The following is a 16,698-nucleotide window of genomic DNA, read 5'->3' on the forward strand; positions in this document are numbered from 1 at the left end:
CCGCGCCTCACTCCGAAGGGATCGTCATGTTGAATGCCTTCTCGAGCCCGTGGGTGCTGCTTGGCCTGTGCATCGTCGCCGAGGTGGCGGCGACGACGCTGCTGACCAAATCAGCGGGCTTCAGCCGGCCACTCTACGGCCTGATCGCAATCGTGATCTTCGCCGGCTGCTTCTGGACAATGTCCCATGTGCTGACCCGCATTCCGGTCGGCGTCGCCTACGCCGTCTGGTCCGGGGTCGGCATCCTGCTGATCTCGATGACCGGCTGGCTGTTCCTGCGCCAGCCACTCACCACCATGCAACTGATGTTTATCGCTCTCATCGTCGCCGGTGCGGCCGGGCTCAACCTGTCCACCAAGACCTGACGCCGCGCCTGCTGGCGGCGGACGTCAGTCGGCGAGATGCACGCGACGATCGTCGCCGACCTCGATCCCCGGCGCAGTCACCACTTCCCAGGGATGGCCGTCGGGATCGCTGAAGTAACCGGAATAGCCGCCATAGTCGGTGTGATGCGCCGCTTTCAGCGACGTCGCGCCCTGTGACAGCGCGAACGCCAACACGGCATCCACTTCCGCCTCGCTGCGGCAATTCCATGCCAGTGTGACGCCACGGAATGCCGCGGGCCGCGGCGCTTCGGGCAGCGCCGCGTCGCGCGCCAGGCTGTCCCAGGGATAGAGCGCGAGCACTGAGCCGCCGGTCTCGAAGAACGCGACATTGTCACCGGCCACCGCGAGCTTGCGGGCGAATCCCAGCGCCGCGTAGAATGCAGCGCTCCGGCCAACGTCCGCCACCCCCAAAGTCACCACCGTGAAACGCGCCGGCGGCGGCGGAAGATCCGTTTTACTCATTGCAACACTCTTTCACTTGTTTGCGGGTCAGTCGAACAGACCGAGCTGCTGTCCACCACGCTTGGGCCTCACGAAATGCTCCGTGGTCAGCTTGGCGCGGCGCTTGTTCATGCCGGCCTTGCCGCAGGCGATCTCGAAACGGCGCCCGATCATCCAGGCGAGCGGCCCGGTGCCCTTCATCCGCGTCCCCCATTGCGAGTCGTAGTCGCGACCGCCGCGCATGTCGCGGATCAGCGTGAAGATGTGGCGATACCGGTCGGGGTAGTTGGCGATCAGCCACTCGCGGAACAGGTCGCGGACCTCCAGCGGCAGCCGCAGCAGCACGTAGCTCGCCTCCTTGACGCCGGCATGGGCCGCGGCATCGAGGATGCGCTCGATCTCGCTGTCGTTGAGCGCCGGGATGATCGGCGCAACCATCACCGTCGTGGGGATGCCGGCCTCCGACAACTGCCGCAGCGCCTCGAGCCGCCGCGCCGGCGACGCGGCGCGCGGCTCCATGGTGCGCGCGAGCTTGGGGTCCATGCTGGTGACGGACAGCGCGACCTTGACGAGGTTGCGCTTCGCCATCCGCGACAGGATATCGATGTCGCGGGTCACCAGCGCCGACTTGGTGACGATCCCGACGGGATGGCCGGCACGGTCCAGCACCTCAAGCAGGCCGCGCATGATCTGCTGCTCGCGCTCGATCGGCTGGTACGGGTCGGTGTTGGTGCCGATCGCGATCATTCGCGGCTCGTAGTCGGCGGACGCCAGCTCCTTTTCGAGCAGCGCCGGCGCGTCCGGCTTGGCGAACAGCTTCGTCTCGAAGTCGAGCCCGGGCGACAACCCCATGTAGGCATGGGTCGGCCGCGCAAAACAGTAGACGCAGCCATGCTCGCAGCCGCGATAGGGATTGATCGAGCGATCGAAACCGATGTCCGGCGAGTCGTTGCGGGTGATCACCTTGCGCGCGGTGTCCACGCCAACAGTGGTCTTGAACGCGGGAAGATCGTCGAGGCTCTGCCAGCCGTCGTCGAAGGCGACACGCGCCTCCGCCTCATAGCGGCCGCTGGCGTTGGACTGTGCGCCGCGGCCGCGGCGGCGCTCCTCGTCGACAAGCGCCGCGGGCTCGCCGAACGGGGCCACAGCTCCCACCGGCGGCGGGGAGGACACCGACACCGGCGGGAGAGACGCGGTACGAGAGGTCTTGGCGCGGGACACCTGGCTCATGTGCTCAATGTAGGCAGGCAAATTGAACAAAACAAGAACAAAAATTCAGTTGTCCCGCCGGAGCCCTTGCCGATGCGCGGCGCTGGCCCTGCATCAACGATTCAGGGAATGACGTCATGCGAGTACTGTATCTGGCGGTCGCCGCAACACTGTTGGGCTGTGCAACGCTATCGACCGCGCCCACCGCAGCGGCGCGCGCCGGCCGCGCCTACGGGCCAGCGGTCGACGACGACTATGCCATGGCGCCCGCAGAGAGCCTTGCGATCGGCTACACCGTTGTGGTGCCGGCACCGGGCTCCATCGTGTCGCCGGGTGACTACTAATTGATCAGCGACGCCCGGCGACGACCGGCTGCTTTCATGACAGCGAGATGATAAGGCTGCGAACCTGAGGCAGGAACTCAGGATCGCAATGTCCATGTTGAGTGTCATTATTCCGACCGAGGGCGAGGAGCCACCGGTCGTCGCCACCCTTGCCGCACTGGTGCCGGGGGCCGCAGCAGGCGTCATTCGCGAAGTCCTGCTCGTCGACCGTTCGGGCACCGACACCATCGCCCGGGTGGCCGATGTCGCCGGCTGCGGCTTCGTCGCGGTGACGGGATCACGGGCGCAGGCGCTCGCCGCCGGCGCCCGGCAGGCGCGCTCGGAATGGCTGATGTTCCTCCATCCCGGAGCGGTTCTCGATCATGGCTGGATCGACGAAACTTCCCAGTTCATCCAGACCATCGCACTGAGCGGCAAGGCGCGCGCCGGCATCTTCCGCTACGCTCGCTCCCCCTACGCGGAGCTGTCGTTGGGCGCACGGCTGCGGCAGTTCGCCCTGCGCATGTCCGGCCCGGTGGCCGATCAGGGCCTCCTGATTGCCCGCAGCCACTACGACCGGCTGGGCGGCCATTCGACGACGGCCCGCCGCTCCGAGGCCCGCCTGCTGTCGCATCTCGGCCGCTCCGGCCGGGCGCTGCTGCGCACCCGGATCTTCGTACCGGCTGGATAAATTTGACTTGGTCAAATTATTATTTGACCAAGTCAAAATAATGCCCGACACTGTTCGCCATCAACGGACAGGAAGTCATGTCGCATCCCGCCTCGCCCGACACCCCGCCTGCCTCCGACGCACTCGCCTCAGAGGTCGCTGCCGTCAGGCACTTCAACCGCCGCTACACCAGGACCATCGGCGTGCTCGACCAGCATCTGCTGGCCAGCCCGTACTCGCTGACCGAAGCCCGCGTGCTGTTCGAACTCGCCCATCGCGACAATCTCACGGCTAAGACGCTCGGTGCCGAACTTGCGATCGATGCTGGCTATCTCAGCCGCATCGTACAGCGCTTCGCCGACGAGGATCTGATCACCCGCACGCCACTTGCCTCGGACCGCCGCCAGCACGGCATGGTCCTGACGGCCAGGGGGCGTGCTGCCTATGACGTGCTGGACGGCCGCTCCCGCGCGGCGGTCAGTGCCCTGCTCGAACCGCTTCCACCCGCAGCCCGTGCACGACTGGTCGCGGCGATGGGACATGTCGACCGCATTCTCAACAACGAGAAGCCCGACGCCGGCAATGTCGTGCTCCGCCCCCACCGGCCCGGGGACATGGGCTGGGTAGTGCAACTCAACGGCGAATCCTATGCCCGCGAATATGGCTGGGACATTTCCTACGAGGCGCTGTGCGCCGAGATCGTCGCGAGCTTCGTGAAAAACTTCGATCCCGCGCACGAGCATTGCTGGATCGCCGAGCTTGACGGCGAACGACTGGGCGCGGTGTTCGTGGTGCGGCAGTCGGACGAGGTGGCGAAGCTGCGGCTGCTGCTGGTCGACCCCGCCGCGCGCGGCCTCGGCCTCGGCAAGCGGCTGGTGGAGGAATGCATCGGCTTCGCCCGTGCACGCGGCTATCGCAAGATGACACTGTGGACGCAGGATATCCTTCTGGCAGCCCGGCGGATCTACAGCGACGCGGGCTTCGTGCGGGTCGGCGTCGAACCGCACCACAGCTTCGGCCATGATCTCGTTGGCGAGACCTGGGAGCTCGCGCTGTCCGGACGCGAGCCATGACGCCGATGCGTCGCGGGCGACAACCGCGCGTGACGCACGAGCTGATCGCCGCCCAGAGAACGCGCGCGCAGGCGCTGCGTGTCGTCGCCTATCGGCAGGCGGGGCGCAGGCTGCGCGACATTCTCGCGTGGGTCACAGGGCTCGGGTTCACAAAACTGAAGCTGTAGCCGGGACAAGCGTAGCGACACCCGGCGCTACGCCCTCGGACGTCAATCCCGAATATCGCGACGCTCATCCGGGCTACGCGCTTTCGTCGCGTCAATGCACGACGAGACTCAGGCTTTCAGCCTTTTATCAGCCCTTCGCCTTGCCGCGTTTCAGATGCTCATCGAGGCGGGGCATGATCTCGACGAAGTTGCAGGGACGCGTGCGGTAATCGAGCTGCGCGGCGAGAATGCCATCCCAGCCGTCGCGGCACGCGCCGGGCGAGCCCGGCAGGCAGAAGATATAGGTCGCCCCGGCTACCCCGGCAGTGGCGCGGCTCTGGATGGTCGACGCGCCGATCTTGGCGTGGCTGAGCATATGGAAGGCGATGGAGAAGCCATCCATCCGCTTCTCGAACAGCGGCTCGACCGCCTCCGGCGTTACGTCACGACCTGTGAACCCGGTCCCGCCGGTGGTGATGATCACATCCACCCCCGGATCGGCGATCCATCCCTGGACCTTGCCGCGGATACCAGCGACATCGTCCGGCACGATGTCGCGGGCCGCCAGACGATGGCCCGCCGCCGTGAGGCGCTCCTGCAGCGTCGCACCGGACTTGTCGTCATCCAACGAACGGGTGTCGGACACCGTCAGCACCGCGATATTCAGCGGCACGAACGTCCTTGTGTCATCGATCGCCATGCCGCACCGCCGTCAGAGGTTGCTGGCGGCGAAGGTGTTGCAGGCCTGCACCGTGCCCTGCTGGTAGCCGGTCATGAACCAGCGCTTGCGCTGCTCGGCGCTGCCGTGGGTGAACGAGTCAGGCACCACGCGGCCGGTGGCTTGGCGCTGCAGGGTGTCGTCGCCGATCGCCGACGCGGTGGTCAGGGCGGCGTCGATGTCGCCGGGATCGAGGAAGTTGCGCTTCTTCTGCTCGCGGTTGACCCATACGCCGGAGAGGCAGTCGGCCTGCAGCTCAACCTTGACCTGCAGCGCGTTAGCTTCTGCCTTGCTGCCGGCCTGCTGCTGCAGGCGCGTGACGCGCGGCAGGATGCCGAGCAGGTTCTGGATGTGATGTCCGGCCTCGTGAGCGATGATGTAGGCCGCCGTGAACTTGCAGGCGCTGCCCGAGCAGCCGCGGAAGCGCGTCTCGACCTCGCGGAAGAAGGCGGTGTCGAGGAAGATCTGCCGGTCCGGCGGGCAATAGAATGGCCCCATCGCCGACTGCGCCATGCCGCAGCGCCCGCCATTGGTGGCATTGCGGAACAGCACGACGCGCGGACCGGTGTAGGTCTGGCCGCTGGCCTGGAAAATCTCGGTCCAGCGATCGTCGATCTCGCCGAGCACGCCGGCGATCATGCTGCCCATCTCGTCCTTGGGCGCGCCGGTCTTGGCCGGACCCGACCTGCGGTCGGTCTGGTAGCTCGGCGCCTGGCCGCCACCACCGGTGAGAATTTCGGCGCCGCCAATCAGGACGCGCGGATCGATACCGACGGCCCAGCCGATCAGGCCGAGCACAATGACCGTGCCGATGCCGAGGCCACCGCCGCCGACCGGAAGGCCGAAGCCGCCCCCACCACCACCGCCGCCCCCGTCGTCACGGCGGTCGTCGATGTTGTCGCTGCGACGAAAGTCATCGTAGCGCATCAGGCATCTCCTTCATTGCTGGTCCTGCAGCGAACCGCCGCGAGACGACGCGGCCGGGACCGCACCACTTCCGATAGCTTAACAATTAGCGCGCCCGGCAAAAATTGCCTAGTGGCCGCGACACGTCTTGTCGCAGGCTCGCCCCCGCCTGCGCATTGCCTGTTCATCTCGCGATTCGCCCCGGTTCCAACAGCGATCGTGCGTTCGCAAGTCATGTCGCGCGCATCGCGTCATAAAAAATATGCGCGACGTGCGTTGCACACGGAAGAAGCTGCCTACGGTTAAGTCGATTTTTACCTTGGGCCGCCATGGTGTGGATAGCTGGTTTGTTGGTCCCGCGTCGCCGGCTGCGTCGCCTGAGTCAGAGTTTTGAGTCATGGGTGTGTCGCGTCGCGGGGCGTCTGCAAAGGCGCCCCGCACTCATTTTGAATCTTCACCGTCGTCCCGCATCATTGTCGGCGATTGCGTCGCCGAAATGTCAAAGCTCCCGGCCGGTTCGGTCGACCTGGTGTTCGCCGACCCGCCGTACAACCTCCAGCTTCGAGGTGATCTGCGGCGTCCCGACGACTCCCATGTCGACGCCGTCACCGACGAGTGGGACAAGTTCGCCTCGTTCAGCGCCTACGACGACTTCACGCGTGCCTGGCTGCTCGCCTGCCGCCGCATCATGAAGCCGTCGGCGACGCTGTGGGTGATCGGCTCCTATCATAACATCTTCCGCGTCGGCGCGATCATGCAGGATCTGGGCTTCTGGCTCCTGAACGACATCGTCTGGCGCAAGAGCAACCCGATGCCGAACTTCCGCGGCCGGCGTTTCACCAACGCGCACGAGACCATGATCTGGGCCGCGCGCGACGAGAACGCCAAGGGTTACACCTTCAACTACGAAGCGCTGAAGTCGGCCAACGAGGACGTGCAGGTACGCTCCGACTGGTTGATCCCGCTGTGCACCGGCGAGGAGCGTCTCAAGGGCGCCGACGGCAAGAAGATCCACCCGACCCAGAAGCCCGAAGGCCTGCTCGCCCGCGTGCTGCTGTCGTCGTCCAAGCCCGGCGACCTCGTCATCGATCCGTTCAACGGCACCGGCACCACCGGCGCGGTGGCCAAGCGCTTCGGCCGCAACTACATCGGCTTCGAGCGCGAACGCACTTATGCCGCTGCGGCGGAAAAGCGCATCGCCGCCATCGAGCCGCTGCCCGAGGCGACGCTCGCCCCGTTCATGACCGCGCGCGAAGCGCCGCGCGTGGCGTTCTCCGAGCTGATCGAGCGTGGCATGATCTCGCCGGGCACCAAGCTCGTCGATGCTAAGAAAAAGTATGGCGCACTGGTTCGCGCCGACGGCGCCATCATGTTCGACGGCAAAGTCGGCTCGATCCATCGCATCGGCGCCCTGGCGCAAGGCGCACAAGCCTGCAACGGCTGGACGTTCTGGCACATCGAGACCAAGAAGGGCCTGCGCCTGATCGACGAACTGCGCGCCGAGATCCGCGGCGAGACGGCGGCGGCGGGCTGACACCGCCGCCCCAGCCATCCCGATGCCATGTTCCCGATGCCCGCGCCCGTCGCGGGCATTCTTTTTTGGGGTGAGCGCTGCCGAGAACGACAGCAATGGATTTGGACGTTACGCGGCAGCGAACGAGGCGCGTTCGCGCCGCTCCGCGCGAACCCACACCCATGTCATCGCGGCCGCGACCACAATCATCGGCAAAACGACGATGTTGAGATCAGCCCAGCCGTAGCGTTCCAGCAGCGGTCCGGAGCACAGCGACGCGATGGCCGTCACCACGAAGCGAATCATCTCGGCCGTTCCCTGCACGCGCGCCCGCTCGGCCGGCCGATAGGACTGTGCCAACAGCGTCGTCCCGCCGACGAACATGAAGTTCCAGCCAACGCCGAGGCAGAACAGCGCGACGTAGAACGCGACCAGCGTCACCGAGGCGACAGCCACCACACTGCACGCCGCGCTGAGCACCATTCCGGCGAACAGGATGGAAGGCAGGCCGAACTTCCGGATCAGGTAGCCCGCGAACAGTGACGGGGCATACATGCCGACGAGATGCCATTGAATGATGTTGGCGCCGTCATCGATGCTGTGATGGCATGCGACTGCCGCCAGCGGCGCGGCCGTCATCACCAGCATCATCACGGCCCCGCCGACCACGTTGTTGGCGATCGCCGCCAGCGAAATCGGCTGCATCATCACGGTCGCCACCGGACGAGCCGGGAGATCGGATGTGACGACATCAGCGTGCACAGGCTCCGCATCGCGATACCCGACCAGCAGAACGACGGCGGAGAGAAGTCCAAGGCCGAAGACCATCAAATAGGCCCCCGCGAACAGCACCGGAAGGAGACTCTTGCTCCATGCGGCGAGCGCCGGCCCCAGAACCGCGGCGATGACGCCGCCGACCAGAACGGTCGAGATCGCCCGTGCCTTGAACTCCGTGCCGACGGCATCCGCGGCCGCGAGGCGATAGTATTGCGCGAAGGCCTGGAAGACGCCGACCGCGGCGGTGCCAAGGCAAAACATCCAGAAGTCGGCATGGACAATCGACCACACCGACAACAGCCCGCCAGCCGCGCACGTCAGGGCGCCCACAATGAAACCCCATCTGCGCCCGATACGCTGCATCAACTGCGACGCGAACCATGTCGCGATCGCCCCGGCAACCGTGATGAGGGCGAACGGCAGCGTCGCCAGCGACTTGTCCGGGGCCAACTGGTAGCCCGTCAGCCCGGTGAGCGTGAGATCGATCGACAGCGCCGCCGTGAACAACCCCTGGCAAACGGCGAGGACGAAGGCGTTGCGCGCGCTGGATGTCATTCGGACGAGACCTTGCTTCGTGATTTGATCCCCAGTATCGCTGATCTCGCGGATGTCCGAAATGACCAAGATCCCTTATTTTCAGACTCCCTTGCCGAGGCTCAAGGCGCAAAAAAACCTGGCCCCCGATTGGGACGCCAGGTTTCCTGTCAGACCGTTCTCGGCGCGCGAGGGAAAGCCCCTCGTGCCCGCGCGATCGCGATGCGGCTACGACCTCGCTTGCGTCGCGGCCGCGAGGTGGGTGCCGACCGAGGCAAGGACGATCTCGTAGGCACGATTGATGATGTCGTCCAGCGACCGGGTCTTGGCGAACATCACCTTCGCTTCCGCCATGAATTCCTCGCGGCTCGGCATATGCGGCAGATGCCACGTCGCCAGCACCTGGGTCGTGCGATCGCGGGCGCGGGACAACGCATCCTGCAACGCGGTCAGATCGGGACCGTGCAGCCCCGCAGCGATGGTGGCGGCGAGCCGCTCCGAATTGAACCGCGCCGCCAACTGCTCGGCTGCGCGGTTGATGACCCGGGAGCCCAGTTGCTGCTCGTTGCGCAGCACCTGTTCCGGCGGCGCCTTCAGGTCCCAGACCACGCCAACCCAGGAGAGCGCGCGGAGGATGTAGTAGGTCGGATCGACCTCCCACCACTTGAAGCCCTGCCGGACGCTGCTCTGATAGGCATGGTGATTGTTGTGCCAGCCCTCGCCCATGGTGAACAGCGCCAGCAGCCAGTTGTTACGGGAATCGTCGCCCGTCACGTAGCGCTTCCTGCCATGCACATGGGCCAGCGAATTGATGCAGAACGTCGCATGGTAGACCAGCACCGTGCTCCAGAAGAAGCCGACCACAAGACCCGACCATCCGCCAATGAGGAAGCACAGCGTTCCCAGGACAATCGCCGGCAGTTGCTCCAGCCGGTGCAGCCACATCAGTTCCGGATAACGCGCCAGATCATCGACCTTGATCAGGTCCGTGGTGTCATGCCGGCGCGCGAAGATCCAGCCGACATGGCTATAGAAAAAGCCCTTCTGGCGGGGGGAGTGCACGTCGCGCTCGGTATCCGAGAACAGATGGTGATGCCGGTGCTTGGCCGCCCACCACAGCACGCTCTTCTGGGTTGTGGTCTGGGCAAGAAACGCCAGGATGAACTGGAAGACCCGGCTGGTCGCATAGGATCGGTGCGAAAAATAGCGATGATAGCCTGCCCCGATCGCAAAGATGCGCAACCAGTAGAGCCCGACGCAGATGGCGATGGACTGCCATGTCACGCCGGTCCAGATCGCAGCGAAGCAGGCCAGGTGGACGAGGACGAAGGGAATGGCGGACGGATAGATGATGTCATCGTGCTCGTCGGCCGCGGACGTCTCAGGGAACTTGTCAGGCATTCGGGTCTTGTTTCTACCGCTCGAAATCACGGGGACATTTTCACGGGAGACCATATATCCCCCGCCGGCCAACGCGTCGGCATCCACCCCGCGACATGTCGTAGCACGGAACCGGCCGATTTTGAAGAATCGTCCGGCACTGGCGCTTGATGGCAACGAATCACGGAAATGAGCAGCATCCCAAACGCGCCAATGCCGGATTTTTCACCAGCATCGACCCGGCGCGCGGCCCTCGGGCTCAGTCGCCCCTGGCCGCCAGTACGGCCGCGCGATCGCCCAGGGCGCTGACAATCAGCTCCGTATCGGAATACTCGGTCACTTCCGCGATCTTGCCGCCGGCGAAACGGAAGACGAAGCAGTACTCGTTGTCGTAGCGCGCTCCGGACCTCGTCACGTTGTGCCCCCGCGCCTCGACCGCGGCGACGTCACCGTCGACGATGATCCGCGATGCCACGGTCCGCGACCGCTCCACGAGCAGCTCCCGCAGTGGCGTCAACAGATCGCGCAGCACCGCTTCCTTGCCGCGAAAAGTCCCCGACCATGAATTGTGGCCGATGATGGTCCAGTTCACGTCGTCGGCCAGTGAATCGATGAACCGCGAGCCATCACGGTTGGCGAGGCCATCGAAGATCGCCTGCAGCGATAGCCTGATATCGGTCGTGCTCATGGAAGTCTCCTTCGGACATGCCGCCCGACGCAAGGCCGGACCGTCCTGACGGCGCCGCAGCGGCTTCGATCCACACCACAGTGAGGAAGGCGACACCATTCTTCCAATCGATGCTTTATATGATCTATATTCGGCGGATGAATTTGGCATCGCTGGACCTCAACCTGCTGGTGGCCCTCGACGCGCTGCTGTCGGAGACAAGCGTCAGCCGCGCCGCCTTGCGGATCGGCCTGTCGCAGCCGGCGACCAGCCACGCGCTGCAGCGGCTGCGCGACCTCGTCGGCGATCCCCTGCTGGTGCGGGTCGGCGCACGCATGGAGCTGACACCGCGCGCACAGGCGCTGCGGGCGCCGCTATCGCAAGCGCTCGACCAGGTGCGCGGACTGTTCGTCGCCGAGGATTTCGATGCCAAGCACAGCGAACGACGCTTCCGCGTCATGATGCCGGACATCGCGGTCGAGCTGCTGCTGCCGCCCCTGCTGACGCGTCTCGCCGCCGACGCGCCAGGCGTGCGGCTCGACGTCGCGCCATGGCGCGGCCCTGCGATCATGACGCCGGAGTTCGCCCGCACCATCGACCTCGTGATCTGCATCGGCGACGCTTTCAAGGGCTTCCATCGCCAGAAGCTCTACACCGACTCGGACGCCCTCGCCGTGCGGCGGGATCATCCGTTGCGCGGACGGCTCAAGCGTCTCGACGCGTTCCTCGCCGCGCGGCATGTTGCCGTGGTCGGGCGCGGCCAGCGCGAGGACCTGATCGACGAGTGGCTGCGCGACAAGGGTGTCGAACGCACGATCGCCCTGGTGGTGCCGAGCTATATCGAAGCGCTGCACATGGCGGCGCGCACCGACCTCGTCGCCTTCGTGCCGCGCCGCCTGATCGCGGCCCTGGCGCAGCCGCTCGGGCTCGTCGCCATTGCCCCGCCACTCGACCCCGGCATCGACGAGCAGTTCATGTTCTATCCGACACGCGCCCAGGTCGATCCCGGATCGATCTGGCTGCGCCGTCAGATCCTCGCGATCGGACACGCCATGGAGACCTCAGCCCATGGCGCGCACCGTAGCGGTAAACGCTAGGCGCTACTTCTCGAATGCCGGATCGATCGGCACGCGATAACCGTTCACCAGGCGGTTGGTCTCGTTGGCCATGCCGACGACGGCCATCAACTCGCCGAACTGCGCCTGCGTCAGCCCCGCCTTCGCCGCGGAGGCGCTGTGGCTGGCGATGCAGTAACCGCAGCCATTGGTGACGCTGACGGCGACATAGATCATTTCCTTGACCAGCGGGTCGAGCGCGCCCGGCGCCATCACCTCCTTCAGGCTCTCCCACGTGCGCTTCAGCGTCACCGGATCGTTCGCGAGGTATTTCCAGAAATTATTGACGTCCTTGACGTTGCGCGCGGTCATGATGTCGTCGAACACGGCGCGGACCTGCGGCGAGGCATCGGCATATTCGATCGGCTGCGGCTTGCTCATGGTGGTCATCCATCTTCGGAAGGGAGCCTCGAAGATCGCAGGCGCGAACCACAACGGTCAATGGCGCGGCGCGGATCACTGCAATGCCGGCCGCCCGCCTATGCTGCGTTGCGCCACAGCCTTTGGCCGTTGCCCGTCCGCCCTGGGCGTGTCATGAGGCAGCGATCCCATCAGGAGTGACATTCCCATGACGGTTCTCATCGCAGGCGGCGGCATCGGCGGACTGACGCTTGCGCTCAGCCTGCATCAGATCGGCATCAAGGCGAGGGTGTTCGAGAGCGTAGCCGAGCTGCGCCCGCTCGGCGTCGGCATCAATGTGCTGCCGCATGCGGTGCGCGAGCTGATCGAACTCGGCCTCGAGGAACGGCTGGATGTCTACGGGGTGCGCACCTGCGAGCTCGCCTATTTCTCCAAGCGCGGCCAGCCGATCTGGTCGGAGCCGCGCGGCATCGAGGCCGGCTACCGCTGGCCGCAGTTCTCGATCCATCGCGGCATCCTGCAGCAGATCCTGCTGGACGCCGTGATCGAGCGGCTCGGCCCCGACAGCCTGCTCACCAGCCATCACCTGAAGGATTTCGCCGAAACCTCGGACGGCATCGAGGCTCGCTTCATCGATCGTGCGACCGGCCGCGACGCCGGAACCCATCACGGCGCAGTCCTGATCGCCGCCGACGGCATCCATTCCGCGATACGAGAAAAACTTTATCCGGGCGAAGGCGCTCCGCTGTGGAACGGCCGCATCCTGTGGCGCGGCATCACCACTTCCGACGCCTTCCTCACCGGCCGCACCATGATCATGGCCGGCCACGAGGTGCTCAAATTCGTGTGCTACCCGATCTCGAAGGCGCCGGACCGCAACGGCAAGTACCAGATCAACTGGGTCGCCGAACGCCTGCTCGACCCGAACTACCAGTGGCGCCGCGAGGATTACAACCGTGCCGCCCGGCTCGATGAGTTCCTGCCGTGGTTCGAGGACTGGCGGTTCGACTGGCTCGATGTCCCCGGCCTGATCCGCAACTGTCCGCACGCCTATGAATATCCGCTGGTCGATCGCGATCCGCTCGACCGCTGGACCTTCGGCCGCGTCACCCTGCTTGGCGACGCCGCCCACCCGATGTACCCGATCGGCTCCAACGGCGCGTCGCAGGCAATTCTCGACGCCCGCACGCTGACCCGCGAAATCAGGGCTCACGGCGAAACCACCGCCGCCCTTGAAGCTTACGAGGCCGAGCGCCGCCCGGCCACGACCGAGCTTGTCAAACTCAATCGGCGCAACGGCCCGGAACAGGTGATGCAACTCGTCGAAGAGCGCGCGCCCCAGGGCTACGAGGTCGTCACCGACGTCCTGACGCAGCAGGAGCTGGAAGACATCGCCAACACCTACAAGCGCGTCGCCGGTTTCCAGGTCGAGGCGCTCAACGCCAAACCGCCGATCGTGCCGCGGGACGGCACGACCTGATCGGGCCAGCCGTTCAACGATGCGGCATGTCGTCAGGCGGCATTTCTGCCGAGCAGCCTGTCACTCTCGATGAGGCGCGCGGCCGACGTGGCTGTCACCAGCAGCATGCCCGCCTCATCGAGCAGCTTCGCCTCGGTGAACGCCACAGATTTGCCGAGCTGTACAACGCGCCCTTCGCCGATGATCGTGCCAACCCGTGCCGGCGCGAGATAATTCACCGACAGGCCGATGGTCGCGGTATAGAGGCGGCCGCCGGTGCGGATGAACACCGCCGGCCCCATGGTGTCATCGAGCATGGCAGCGAGGATGCCGCCCTGGATGAAGCCGGCCGGGTTGCAGAATTCAGCCCCCGCCGCGAAGCCGATGCGGATGAAGCCATCGTCGGGGTGCGCTTCGAGGCCGCGCCAGCCGAGCAGGCGCGAACACGGCGGAATGGCGATATCGTCGAGCGCAGTGCGGATCATGGCTCTCTCCAGTGAAGGCCTTGCCTTACCGCAGTGCTCCTGACAGCGTGGTGTCAGGAGACCGCATGCTCCGCACCCAATCATCCGGACCAGCACCGTGCGCCGCGCCGACCGCCTGATCGACCTCGTGGCCCGCCTCAAGGCAAGGCCCGTCAACCGCGCCGACGACCTCGCTGCGGCGATGGAGACATCCGTGCGCACCATCTACCGCGATATCGCCACGCTGCAGGCCCAGGGCTTTCCGATCGAAGGCGCCGCCGGCGTCGGCTATGTGCTGCGCGGCGACGTTGACCTGCCGCCGCTCGCATTCGACCACGATCAAATCGACGCGGTCGCCCTCGGCCTTGCGTTTGTCGAGCAGGTCGGTGACCCCGACCTCGTCGCCGCGGCCAGGGCAGCCCGTGCCAAGATCGACGCCGCTTGGGGCAATGGCCCGACCCCGCCGCCCTCGCAGCGGCGGTTGCGGGCGCGCCAGCTGTTCGAGCAGCGAGCGCCGGATTGCGCCGCGCAGATCCGCGCCGCGATCCGCGGGCGTAAACGTCTCGGCTTTGCGTATCACGACGCTCAGCAACGCCGGTCGGCGCGCGACGTGCACCCGCTGGCGCTGACCACCTATGCCCATGGCTGGCTTCTGATCGCATGGTGTCCGCAGCGCAGCGATTTCCGCGTGTTTCGCCTCGACCGCATGACCGAGGTCGCGGTCCGCGCCGACACCTTCACGGAAACACCGGGGCAGGATCTCGCCACTTACCTTCGGCAACGGCACTGAACGCAGCGATCCTCACGCCTGGTCGCGCGGCGCCAGCAGCACCTCGGTGACGGCGTCGGAAAAGCGCTTGCTGCGTCCCGCAATCAGCACCGCGTCCGCATCCTCGGGATCGGGTGTCGCCGACGGCATGCCGGCATCGAGCAACGCCCTGGCACAGCCGACCCAGTCGCCGCCCTCGACCGGCTCGTTGCACGATGCCCAGCTCAGGGTTCCGGAGGCGTTGTCGCCAAAACCATGCTCCTCGGTCCATGTCGCGCCATGCGCCAGCAGAAAGCGCGTCAACTCGGCGTTGCCACGGAAGACGGCGAGATTGAGTGCCGATGCGTCCCAATCCCCGCCACGAATGGTGATCGGCCATCCCAGCTCGACCATTAGCCGCGCGCCTGCGTCGCCCCCGCCTGCGGCCATGTCGGGCAACAGCCGCAGCTGGGCCGCCGACAGCGCCGCCGGCAGGTCGGGCCGCCGCGCCTGAAGACGGCGCGCTTCATTCGCATCGCCGCGCGCGCAGGCCGCGACGAACAGCTCGTCCTCGGACGTCGCCTCCGCCGCGCCTGCGGCACGCAGCAACTGCGCGACATCCTCCAGTCCGAACTGCAGCGCCAGGCTGTAGGCACCGATGCCCGACGCCGAGCGCGCGGTCGGATCGGCGCCGGCCTTCAACAGCGCCGCGACATGGCGCACCGATTGCCGGCGGCGGATCGCCCACAGCAACGGCGTGCCCCAGTCGGTCAGCGGCGCATTGCCCGCCGGCTCGTTGGCATCGCCGCCATGCTGCAGCAGGAGCTCGATCGCATCGCTGCCCGGCAGGTCGAGCGCGCGGTAGAGTGCATTGCTGCCTGTGACCCGCGCGCCATGCTCCAGCAACAGGCGGGTACAGGCCGGGTTTTCCAGTGAATGATAGAGCGACTCGCCATCGTTTGGATCCGCTCCCGCATCGAGCAGCATTGCTGTAAGCGCGACATCGTGGTTCTGGCCGGCGGCGCCATAGAGCGCCGACAACGGGTAGCGATCATCCGGCGCGTTCAGCGAGGCCGGCGGCAGGCGGCTGCTGACACGCTGGTTGACGTCCGCGCCGGCCGCCAGCAGTTGCTGCGCGCAGCGATGGAGGCGATCGCGAAACTCGGGGACCTGGAGAAGGCTGGAATGGGCGACGGCGACCAATGGCGGCAACGCCAGCGGGCCACCCGGCCGATGCAGCCACGCAGGATCGTCCTGCGTCGCCCGTTGCAGCACCGCCGCGTCACCGACCGCGCAGGCGAGATAGGGATCATCGCCGACGAGCCCGGCATGCTCCGCCAGCATCCGCACCGCGACGCGAGGGTTGGCGCGATCCTCGGTCCCATGAAGGTCGCCCGCGTAGACCAGCCCGAGCCAGCGCCTGACGAGATCAGCGCGATCGTCGCGAGACGTCGACTGTGCCTCGACGTAGCGTTTCAGGTCAGCCCATGACAGGAAGCCGTTGTCGCGCGCGATGCAGGATTGTGCATCGTGCAGCTTCAGGCCGAGGGCGGCAAGATCGTCATCGCCGCGACCGGCGGCCGCCGGAAGCGCGCGGCGCAAGCGCGCCATCGCGTCGGCATCCCCGCGGCGATAGTCGCGGATCAGATCCTTGGCTTGTTTCTTGAGATGTTCGAGATTCAGGCGATCGGTCGATCGGCTCATCGGAAACCTCCGTGCATGACACGCCGACGACCCGCAAGACCGGCTGCACAAAGGCTGGAAGCTGCGATCAGAACGATGACAGGTGGGTTCAACCCTTCCCGCGGG

Annotated in this window: 19 protein-coding genes; 9 read left to right on the top strand and 10 right to left on the bottom strand. The window is 66.1% G+C overall.

Going from position 1 to position 16,698, the window contains the following annotated elements; translation table 11 throughout:
* The first annotated feature begins 26 nt into the window (after positions 1–26).
* Positions 27–365, top strand: coding sequence for a DMT family transporter (locus JQ639_RS09715; protein WP_211965906.1), 339 nt, complete (start codon positions 27–29; stop codon positions 363–365).
* A 24-nt stretch (positions 366–389) separates the two neighbouring features.
* Here JQ639_RS09715 and JQ639_RS09720 read toward each other — a convergent pair whose 3' ends face one another.
* A complete protein-coding gene (locus tag JQ639_RS09720) occupies positions 390–848 on the bottom strand; it encodes a VOC family protein (protein WP_211965907.1) in 459 nt (152 codons plus the stop codon).
* A 27-nt stretch (positions 849–875) separates the two neighbouring features.
* A complete protein-coding gene (locus tag JQ639_RS09725) occupies positions 876–2,057 on the bottom strand; it encodes a PA0069 family radical SAM protein (RefSeq protein WP_211965908.1) in 1,182 nt (393 codons plus the stop codon).
* A gap of 116 nt (positions 2,058–2,173) precedes the next feature.
* On the opposite strand from JQ639_RS09725, the gene JQ639_RS09730 reads away from it, so the two are divergent.
* The 4 genes from JQ639_RS09730 (at position 2,174) to JQ639_RS09745 (ending at position 4,269) form a co-directional block, all read left to right on the top strand.
* Entirely contained in the window at positions 2,174–2,380 is a 207-nt protein-coding gene (locus JQ639_RS09730; RefSeq protein WP_211965909.1) for a hypothetical protein, read from the top strand.
* A gap of 94 nt (positions 2,381–2,474) precedes the next feature.
* On the top strand, positions 2,475–3,050 hold the full coding sequence (locus JQ639_RS09735; protein ID WP_211965910.1) for a glycosyltransferase family protein: 576 nt from the start codon (positions 2,475–2,477) through the stop codon (positions 3,048–3,050).
* Positions 3,051–3,127: 77 nt separating this feature from the next.
* Positions 3,128–4,102 carry a bifunctional helix-turn-helix transcriptional regulator/GNAT family N-acetyltransferase gene (locus JQ639_RS09740; protein ID WP_211965911.1) on the top strand — a complete coding sequence of 325 codons (975 nt, stop codon included), beginning with the start codon at positions 3,128–3,130 and terminating at the stop codon, positions 4,100–4,102.
* On the top strand, positions 4,099–4,269 hold the full coding sequence (locus JQ639_RS09745; RefSeq protein WP_211965912.1) for a hypothetical protein: 171 nt from the start codon (positions 4,099–4,101) through the stop codon (positions 4,267–4,269). Before JQ639_RS09740 ends, JQ639_RS09745 begins: the two co-directional genes overlap by 4 nt.
* Positions 4,270–4,396: 127 nt before the next feature.
* Here JQ639_RS09745 and moaB read toward each other — a convergent pair whose 3' ends face one another.
* Both moaB and ypfJ read right to left on the bottom strand, forming a co-directional pair.
* Entirely contained in the window at positions 4,397–4,948 is a 552-nt protein-coding gene (gene moaB, locus JQ639_RS09750; protein ID WP_211965913.1) for a molybdenum cofactor biosynthesis protein B, read from the bottom strand.
* 12 nt (positions 4,949–4,960) lie between these two features.
* Positions 4,961–5,893 (bottom strand): KPN_02809 family neutral zinc metallopeptidase, encoded by a 933-nt coding sequence (ypfJ, locus tag JQ639_RS09755; RefSeq protein ID WP_211965914.1) that lies wholly within the window; start codon positions 5,891–5,893, stop codon positions 4,961–4,963.
* Between the two features lie 376 nt (positions 5,894–6,269).
* On the opposite strand from ypfJ, the gene JQ639_RS09760 reads away from it, so the two are divergent.
* Positions 6,270–7,406 carry a site-specific DNA-methyltransferase gene (locus JQ639_RS09760; protein ID WP_211965915.1) on the top strand — a complete coding sequence of 379 codons (1,137 nt, stop codon included), beginning with the start codon at positions 6,270–6,272 and terminating at the stop codon, positions 7,404–7,406.
* Between the two features lie 108 nt (positions 7,407–7,514).
* Here JQ639_RS09760 and JQ639_RS09765 read toward each other — a convergent pair whose 3' ends face one another.
* The 3 genes from JQ639_RS09765 to JQ639_RS09775 form a co-directional block, all read right to left on the bottom strand.
* Positions 7,515–8,717, bottom strand: a complete 1,203-nt coding sequence (locus JQ639_RS09765) for an MFS transporter (protein WP_211965916.1) — start codon at positions 8,715–8,717, stop codon at positions 7,515–7,517.
* A gap of 207 nt (positions 8,718–8,924) precedes the next feature.
* Positions 8,925–10,097 carry an acyl-CoA desaturase gene (locus JQ639_RS09770; RefSeq protein ID WP_211966545.1) on the bottom strand — a complete coding sequence of 391 codons (1,173 nt, stop codon included), beginning with the start codon at positions 10,095–10,097 and terminating at the stop codon, positions 8,925–8,927.
* A 238-nt stretch (positions 10,098–10,335) separates the two neighbouring features.
* Positions 10,336–10,764: a nuclear transport factor 2 family protein gene (locus JQ639_RS09775; RefSeq protein WP_211965917.1), complete on the bottom strand. Its 429-nt coding sequence runs from the start codon at positions 10,762–10,764 to the stop codon at positions 10,336–10,338.
* Between the two features lie 137 nt (positions 10,765–10,901).
* Here JQ639_RS09775 and JQ639_RS09780 point away from each other — a divergent pair, with 137 nt between their 5' ends.
* Positions 10,902–11,840, top strand: a complete 939-nt coding sequence (locus JQ639_RS09780; RefSeq protein ID WP_211965918.1) for a LysR family transcriptional regulator — start codon at positions 10,902–10,904, stop codon at positions 11,838–11,840.
* 3 nt (positions 11,841–11,843) lie between these two features.
* On the opposite strand, the gene JQ639_RS09785 is transcribed toward JQ639_RS09780, so the two are convergent.
* Positions 11,844–12,239, bottom strand: coding sequence for a carboxymuconolactone decarboxylase family protein (locus JQ639_RS09785; RefSeq protein WP_211965919.1), 396 nt, complete (start codon positions 12,237–12,239; stop codon positions 11,844–11,846).
* 187 nt (positions 12,240–12,426) lie between these two features.
* Between JQ639_RS09785 and JQ639_RS09790 the strand changes: the two genes are divergently transcribed.
* Positions 12,427–13,698, top strand: a complete 1,272-nt coding sequence (locus tag JQ639_RS09790; RefSeq protein WP_211965920.1) for a flavin-dependent oxidoreductase — start codon at positions 12,427–12,429, stop codon at positions 13,696–13,698.
* 32 nt (positions 13,699–13,730) lie between these two features.
* Here the strand turns inward: JQ639_RS09790 and JQ639_RS09795 are convergent, their stop codons facing one another.
* Positions 13,731–14,162 carry a PaaI family thioesterase gene (locus JQ639_RS09795; RefSeq protein ID WP_211965921.1) on the bottom strand — a complete coding sequence of 144 codons (432 nt, stop codon included), beginning with the start codon at positions 14,160–14,162 and terminating at the stop codon, positions 13,731–13,733.
* 97 nt (positions 14,163–14,259) lie between these two features.
* Here JQ639_RS09795 and JQ639_RS09800 point away from each other — a divergent pair, with 97 nt between their 5' ends.
* On the top strand, positions 14,260–14,931 hold the full coding sequence (locus JQ639_RS09800; protein WP_211965922.1) for a helix-turn-helix transcriptional regulator: 672 nt from the start codon (positions 14,260–14,262) through the stop codon (positions 14,929–14,931).
* Positions 14,932–14,943: 12 nt separating this feature from the next.
* Here JQ639_RS09800 and JQ639_RS09805 read toward each other — a convergent pair whose 3' ends face one another.
* Positions 14,944–16,593: an ankyrin repeat domain-containing protein gene (locus tag JQ639_RS09805; protein WP_211965923.1), complete on the bottom strand. Its 1,650-nt coding sequence runs from the start codon at positions 16,591–16,593 to the stop codon at positions 14,944–14,946.
* Positions 16,594–16,698: the final 105 nt, after the last annotated feature.

It is taken from the genome of Bradyrhizobium sp. U87765 SZCCT0048 (genome assembly GCF_018131225.1).
Taxonomy (GTDB): Bacteria; Pseudomonadota; Alphaproteobacteria; order Rhizobiales; family Xanthobacteraceae; genus Bradyrhizobium_A.

What these genes read in the sequence shown, in the direction of transcription:
- JQ639_RS09785 (WP_211965919.1), bottom strand. Translation starts at nt 12,239, where the DNA reads ATGAGCAAGCCGCAGCCGATCGAATATGCCGATGCCTCGCCGCAGGTC.
- moaB (WP_211965913.1), bottom strand. Translation starts at nt 4,948, where the DNA reads ATGGCGATCGATGACACAAGGACGTTCGTGCCGCTGAATATCGCGGTG.
- JQ639_RS09780 (WP_211965918.1), top strand. Translation starts at nt 10,902, where the DNA reads ATGAATTTGGCATCGCTGGACCTCAACCTGCTGGTGGCCCTCGACGCG.
- JQ639_RS09770 (WP_211966545.1), bottom strand. Translation starts at nt 10,097, where the DNA reads ATGCCTGACAAGTTCCCTGAGACGTCCGCGGCCGACGAGCACGATGAC.
- JQ639_RS09720 (WP_211965907.1), bottom strand. Translation starts at nt 848, where the DNA reads ATGAGTAAAACGGATCTTCCGCCGCCGCCGGCGCGTTTCACGGTGGTG.
- JQ639_RS09725 (WP_211965908.1), bottom strand. Translation starts at nt 2,057, where the DNA reads ATGAGCCAGGTGTCCCGCGCCAAGACCTCTCGTACCGCGTCTCTCCCG.
- JQ639_RS09775 (WP_211965917.1), bottom strand. Translation starts at nt 10,764, where the DNA reads ATGAGCACGACCGATATCAGGCTATCGCTGCAGGCGATCTTCGATGGC.
- JQ639_RS09745 (WP_211965912.1), top strand. Translation starts at nt 4,099, where the DNA reads ATGACGCCGATGCGTCGCGGGCGACAACCGCGCGTGACGCACGAGCTG.
- ypfJ (WP_211965914.1), bottom strand. Translation starts at nt 5,893, where the DNA reads ATGCGCTACGATGACTTTCGTCGCAGCGACAACATCGACGACCGCCGT.
- JQ639_RS09715 (WP_211965906.1), top strand. Translation starts at nt 27, where the DNA reads ATGTTGAATGCCTTCTCGAGCCCGTGGGTGCTGCTTGGCCTGTGCATC.
- JQ639_RS09730 (WP_211965909.1), top strand. Translation starts at nt 2,174, where the DNA reads ATGCGAGTACTGTATCTGGCGGTCGCCGCAACACTGTTGGGCTGTGCA.
- JQ639_RS09740 (WP_211965911.1), top strand. Translation starts at nt 3,128, where the DNA reads ATGTCGCATCCCGCCTCGCCCGACACCCCGCCTGCCTCCGACGCACTC.
- JQ639_RS09795 (WP_211965921.1), bottom strand. Translation starts at nt 14,162, where the DNA reads ATGATCCGCACTGCGCTCGACGATATCGCCATTCCGCCGTGTTCGCGC.
- JQ639_RS09790 (WP_211965920.1), top strand. Translation starts at nt 12,427, where the DNA reads ATGACGGTTCTCATCGCAGGCGGCGGCATCGGCGGACTGACGCTTGCG.
- JQ639_RS09765 (WP_211965916.1), bottom strand. Translation starts at nt 8,717, where the DNA reads ATGACATCCAGCGCGCGCAACGCCTTCGTCCTCGCCGTTTGCCAGGGG.
- JQ639_RS09760 (WP_211965915.1), top strand. Translation starts at nt 6,270, where the DNA reads ATGGGTGTGTCGCGTCGCGGGGCGTCTGCAAAGGCGCCCCGCACTCAT.
- JQ639_RS09805 (WP_211965923.1), bottom strand. Translation starts at nt 16,593, where the DNA reads ATGAGCCGATCGACCGATCGCCTGAATCTCGAACATCTCAAGAAACAA.
- JQ639_RS09735 (WP_211965910.1), top strand. Translation starts at nt 2,475, where the DNA reads ATGTTGAGTGTCATTATTCCGACCGAGGGCGAGGAGCCACCGGTCGTC.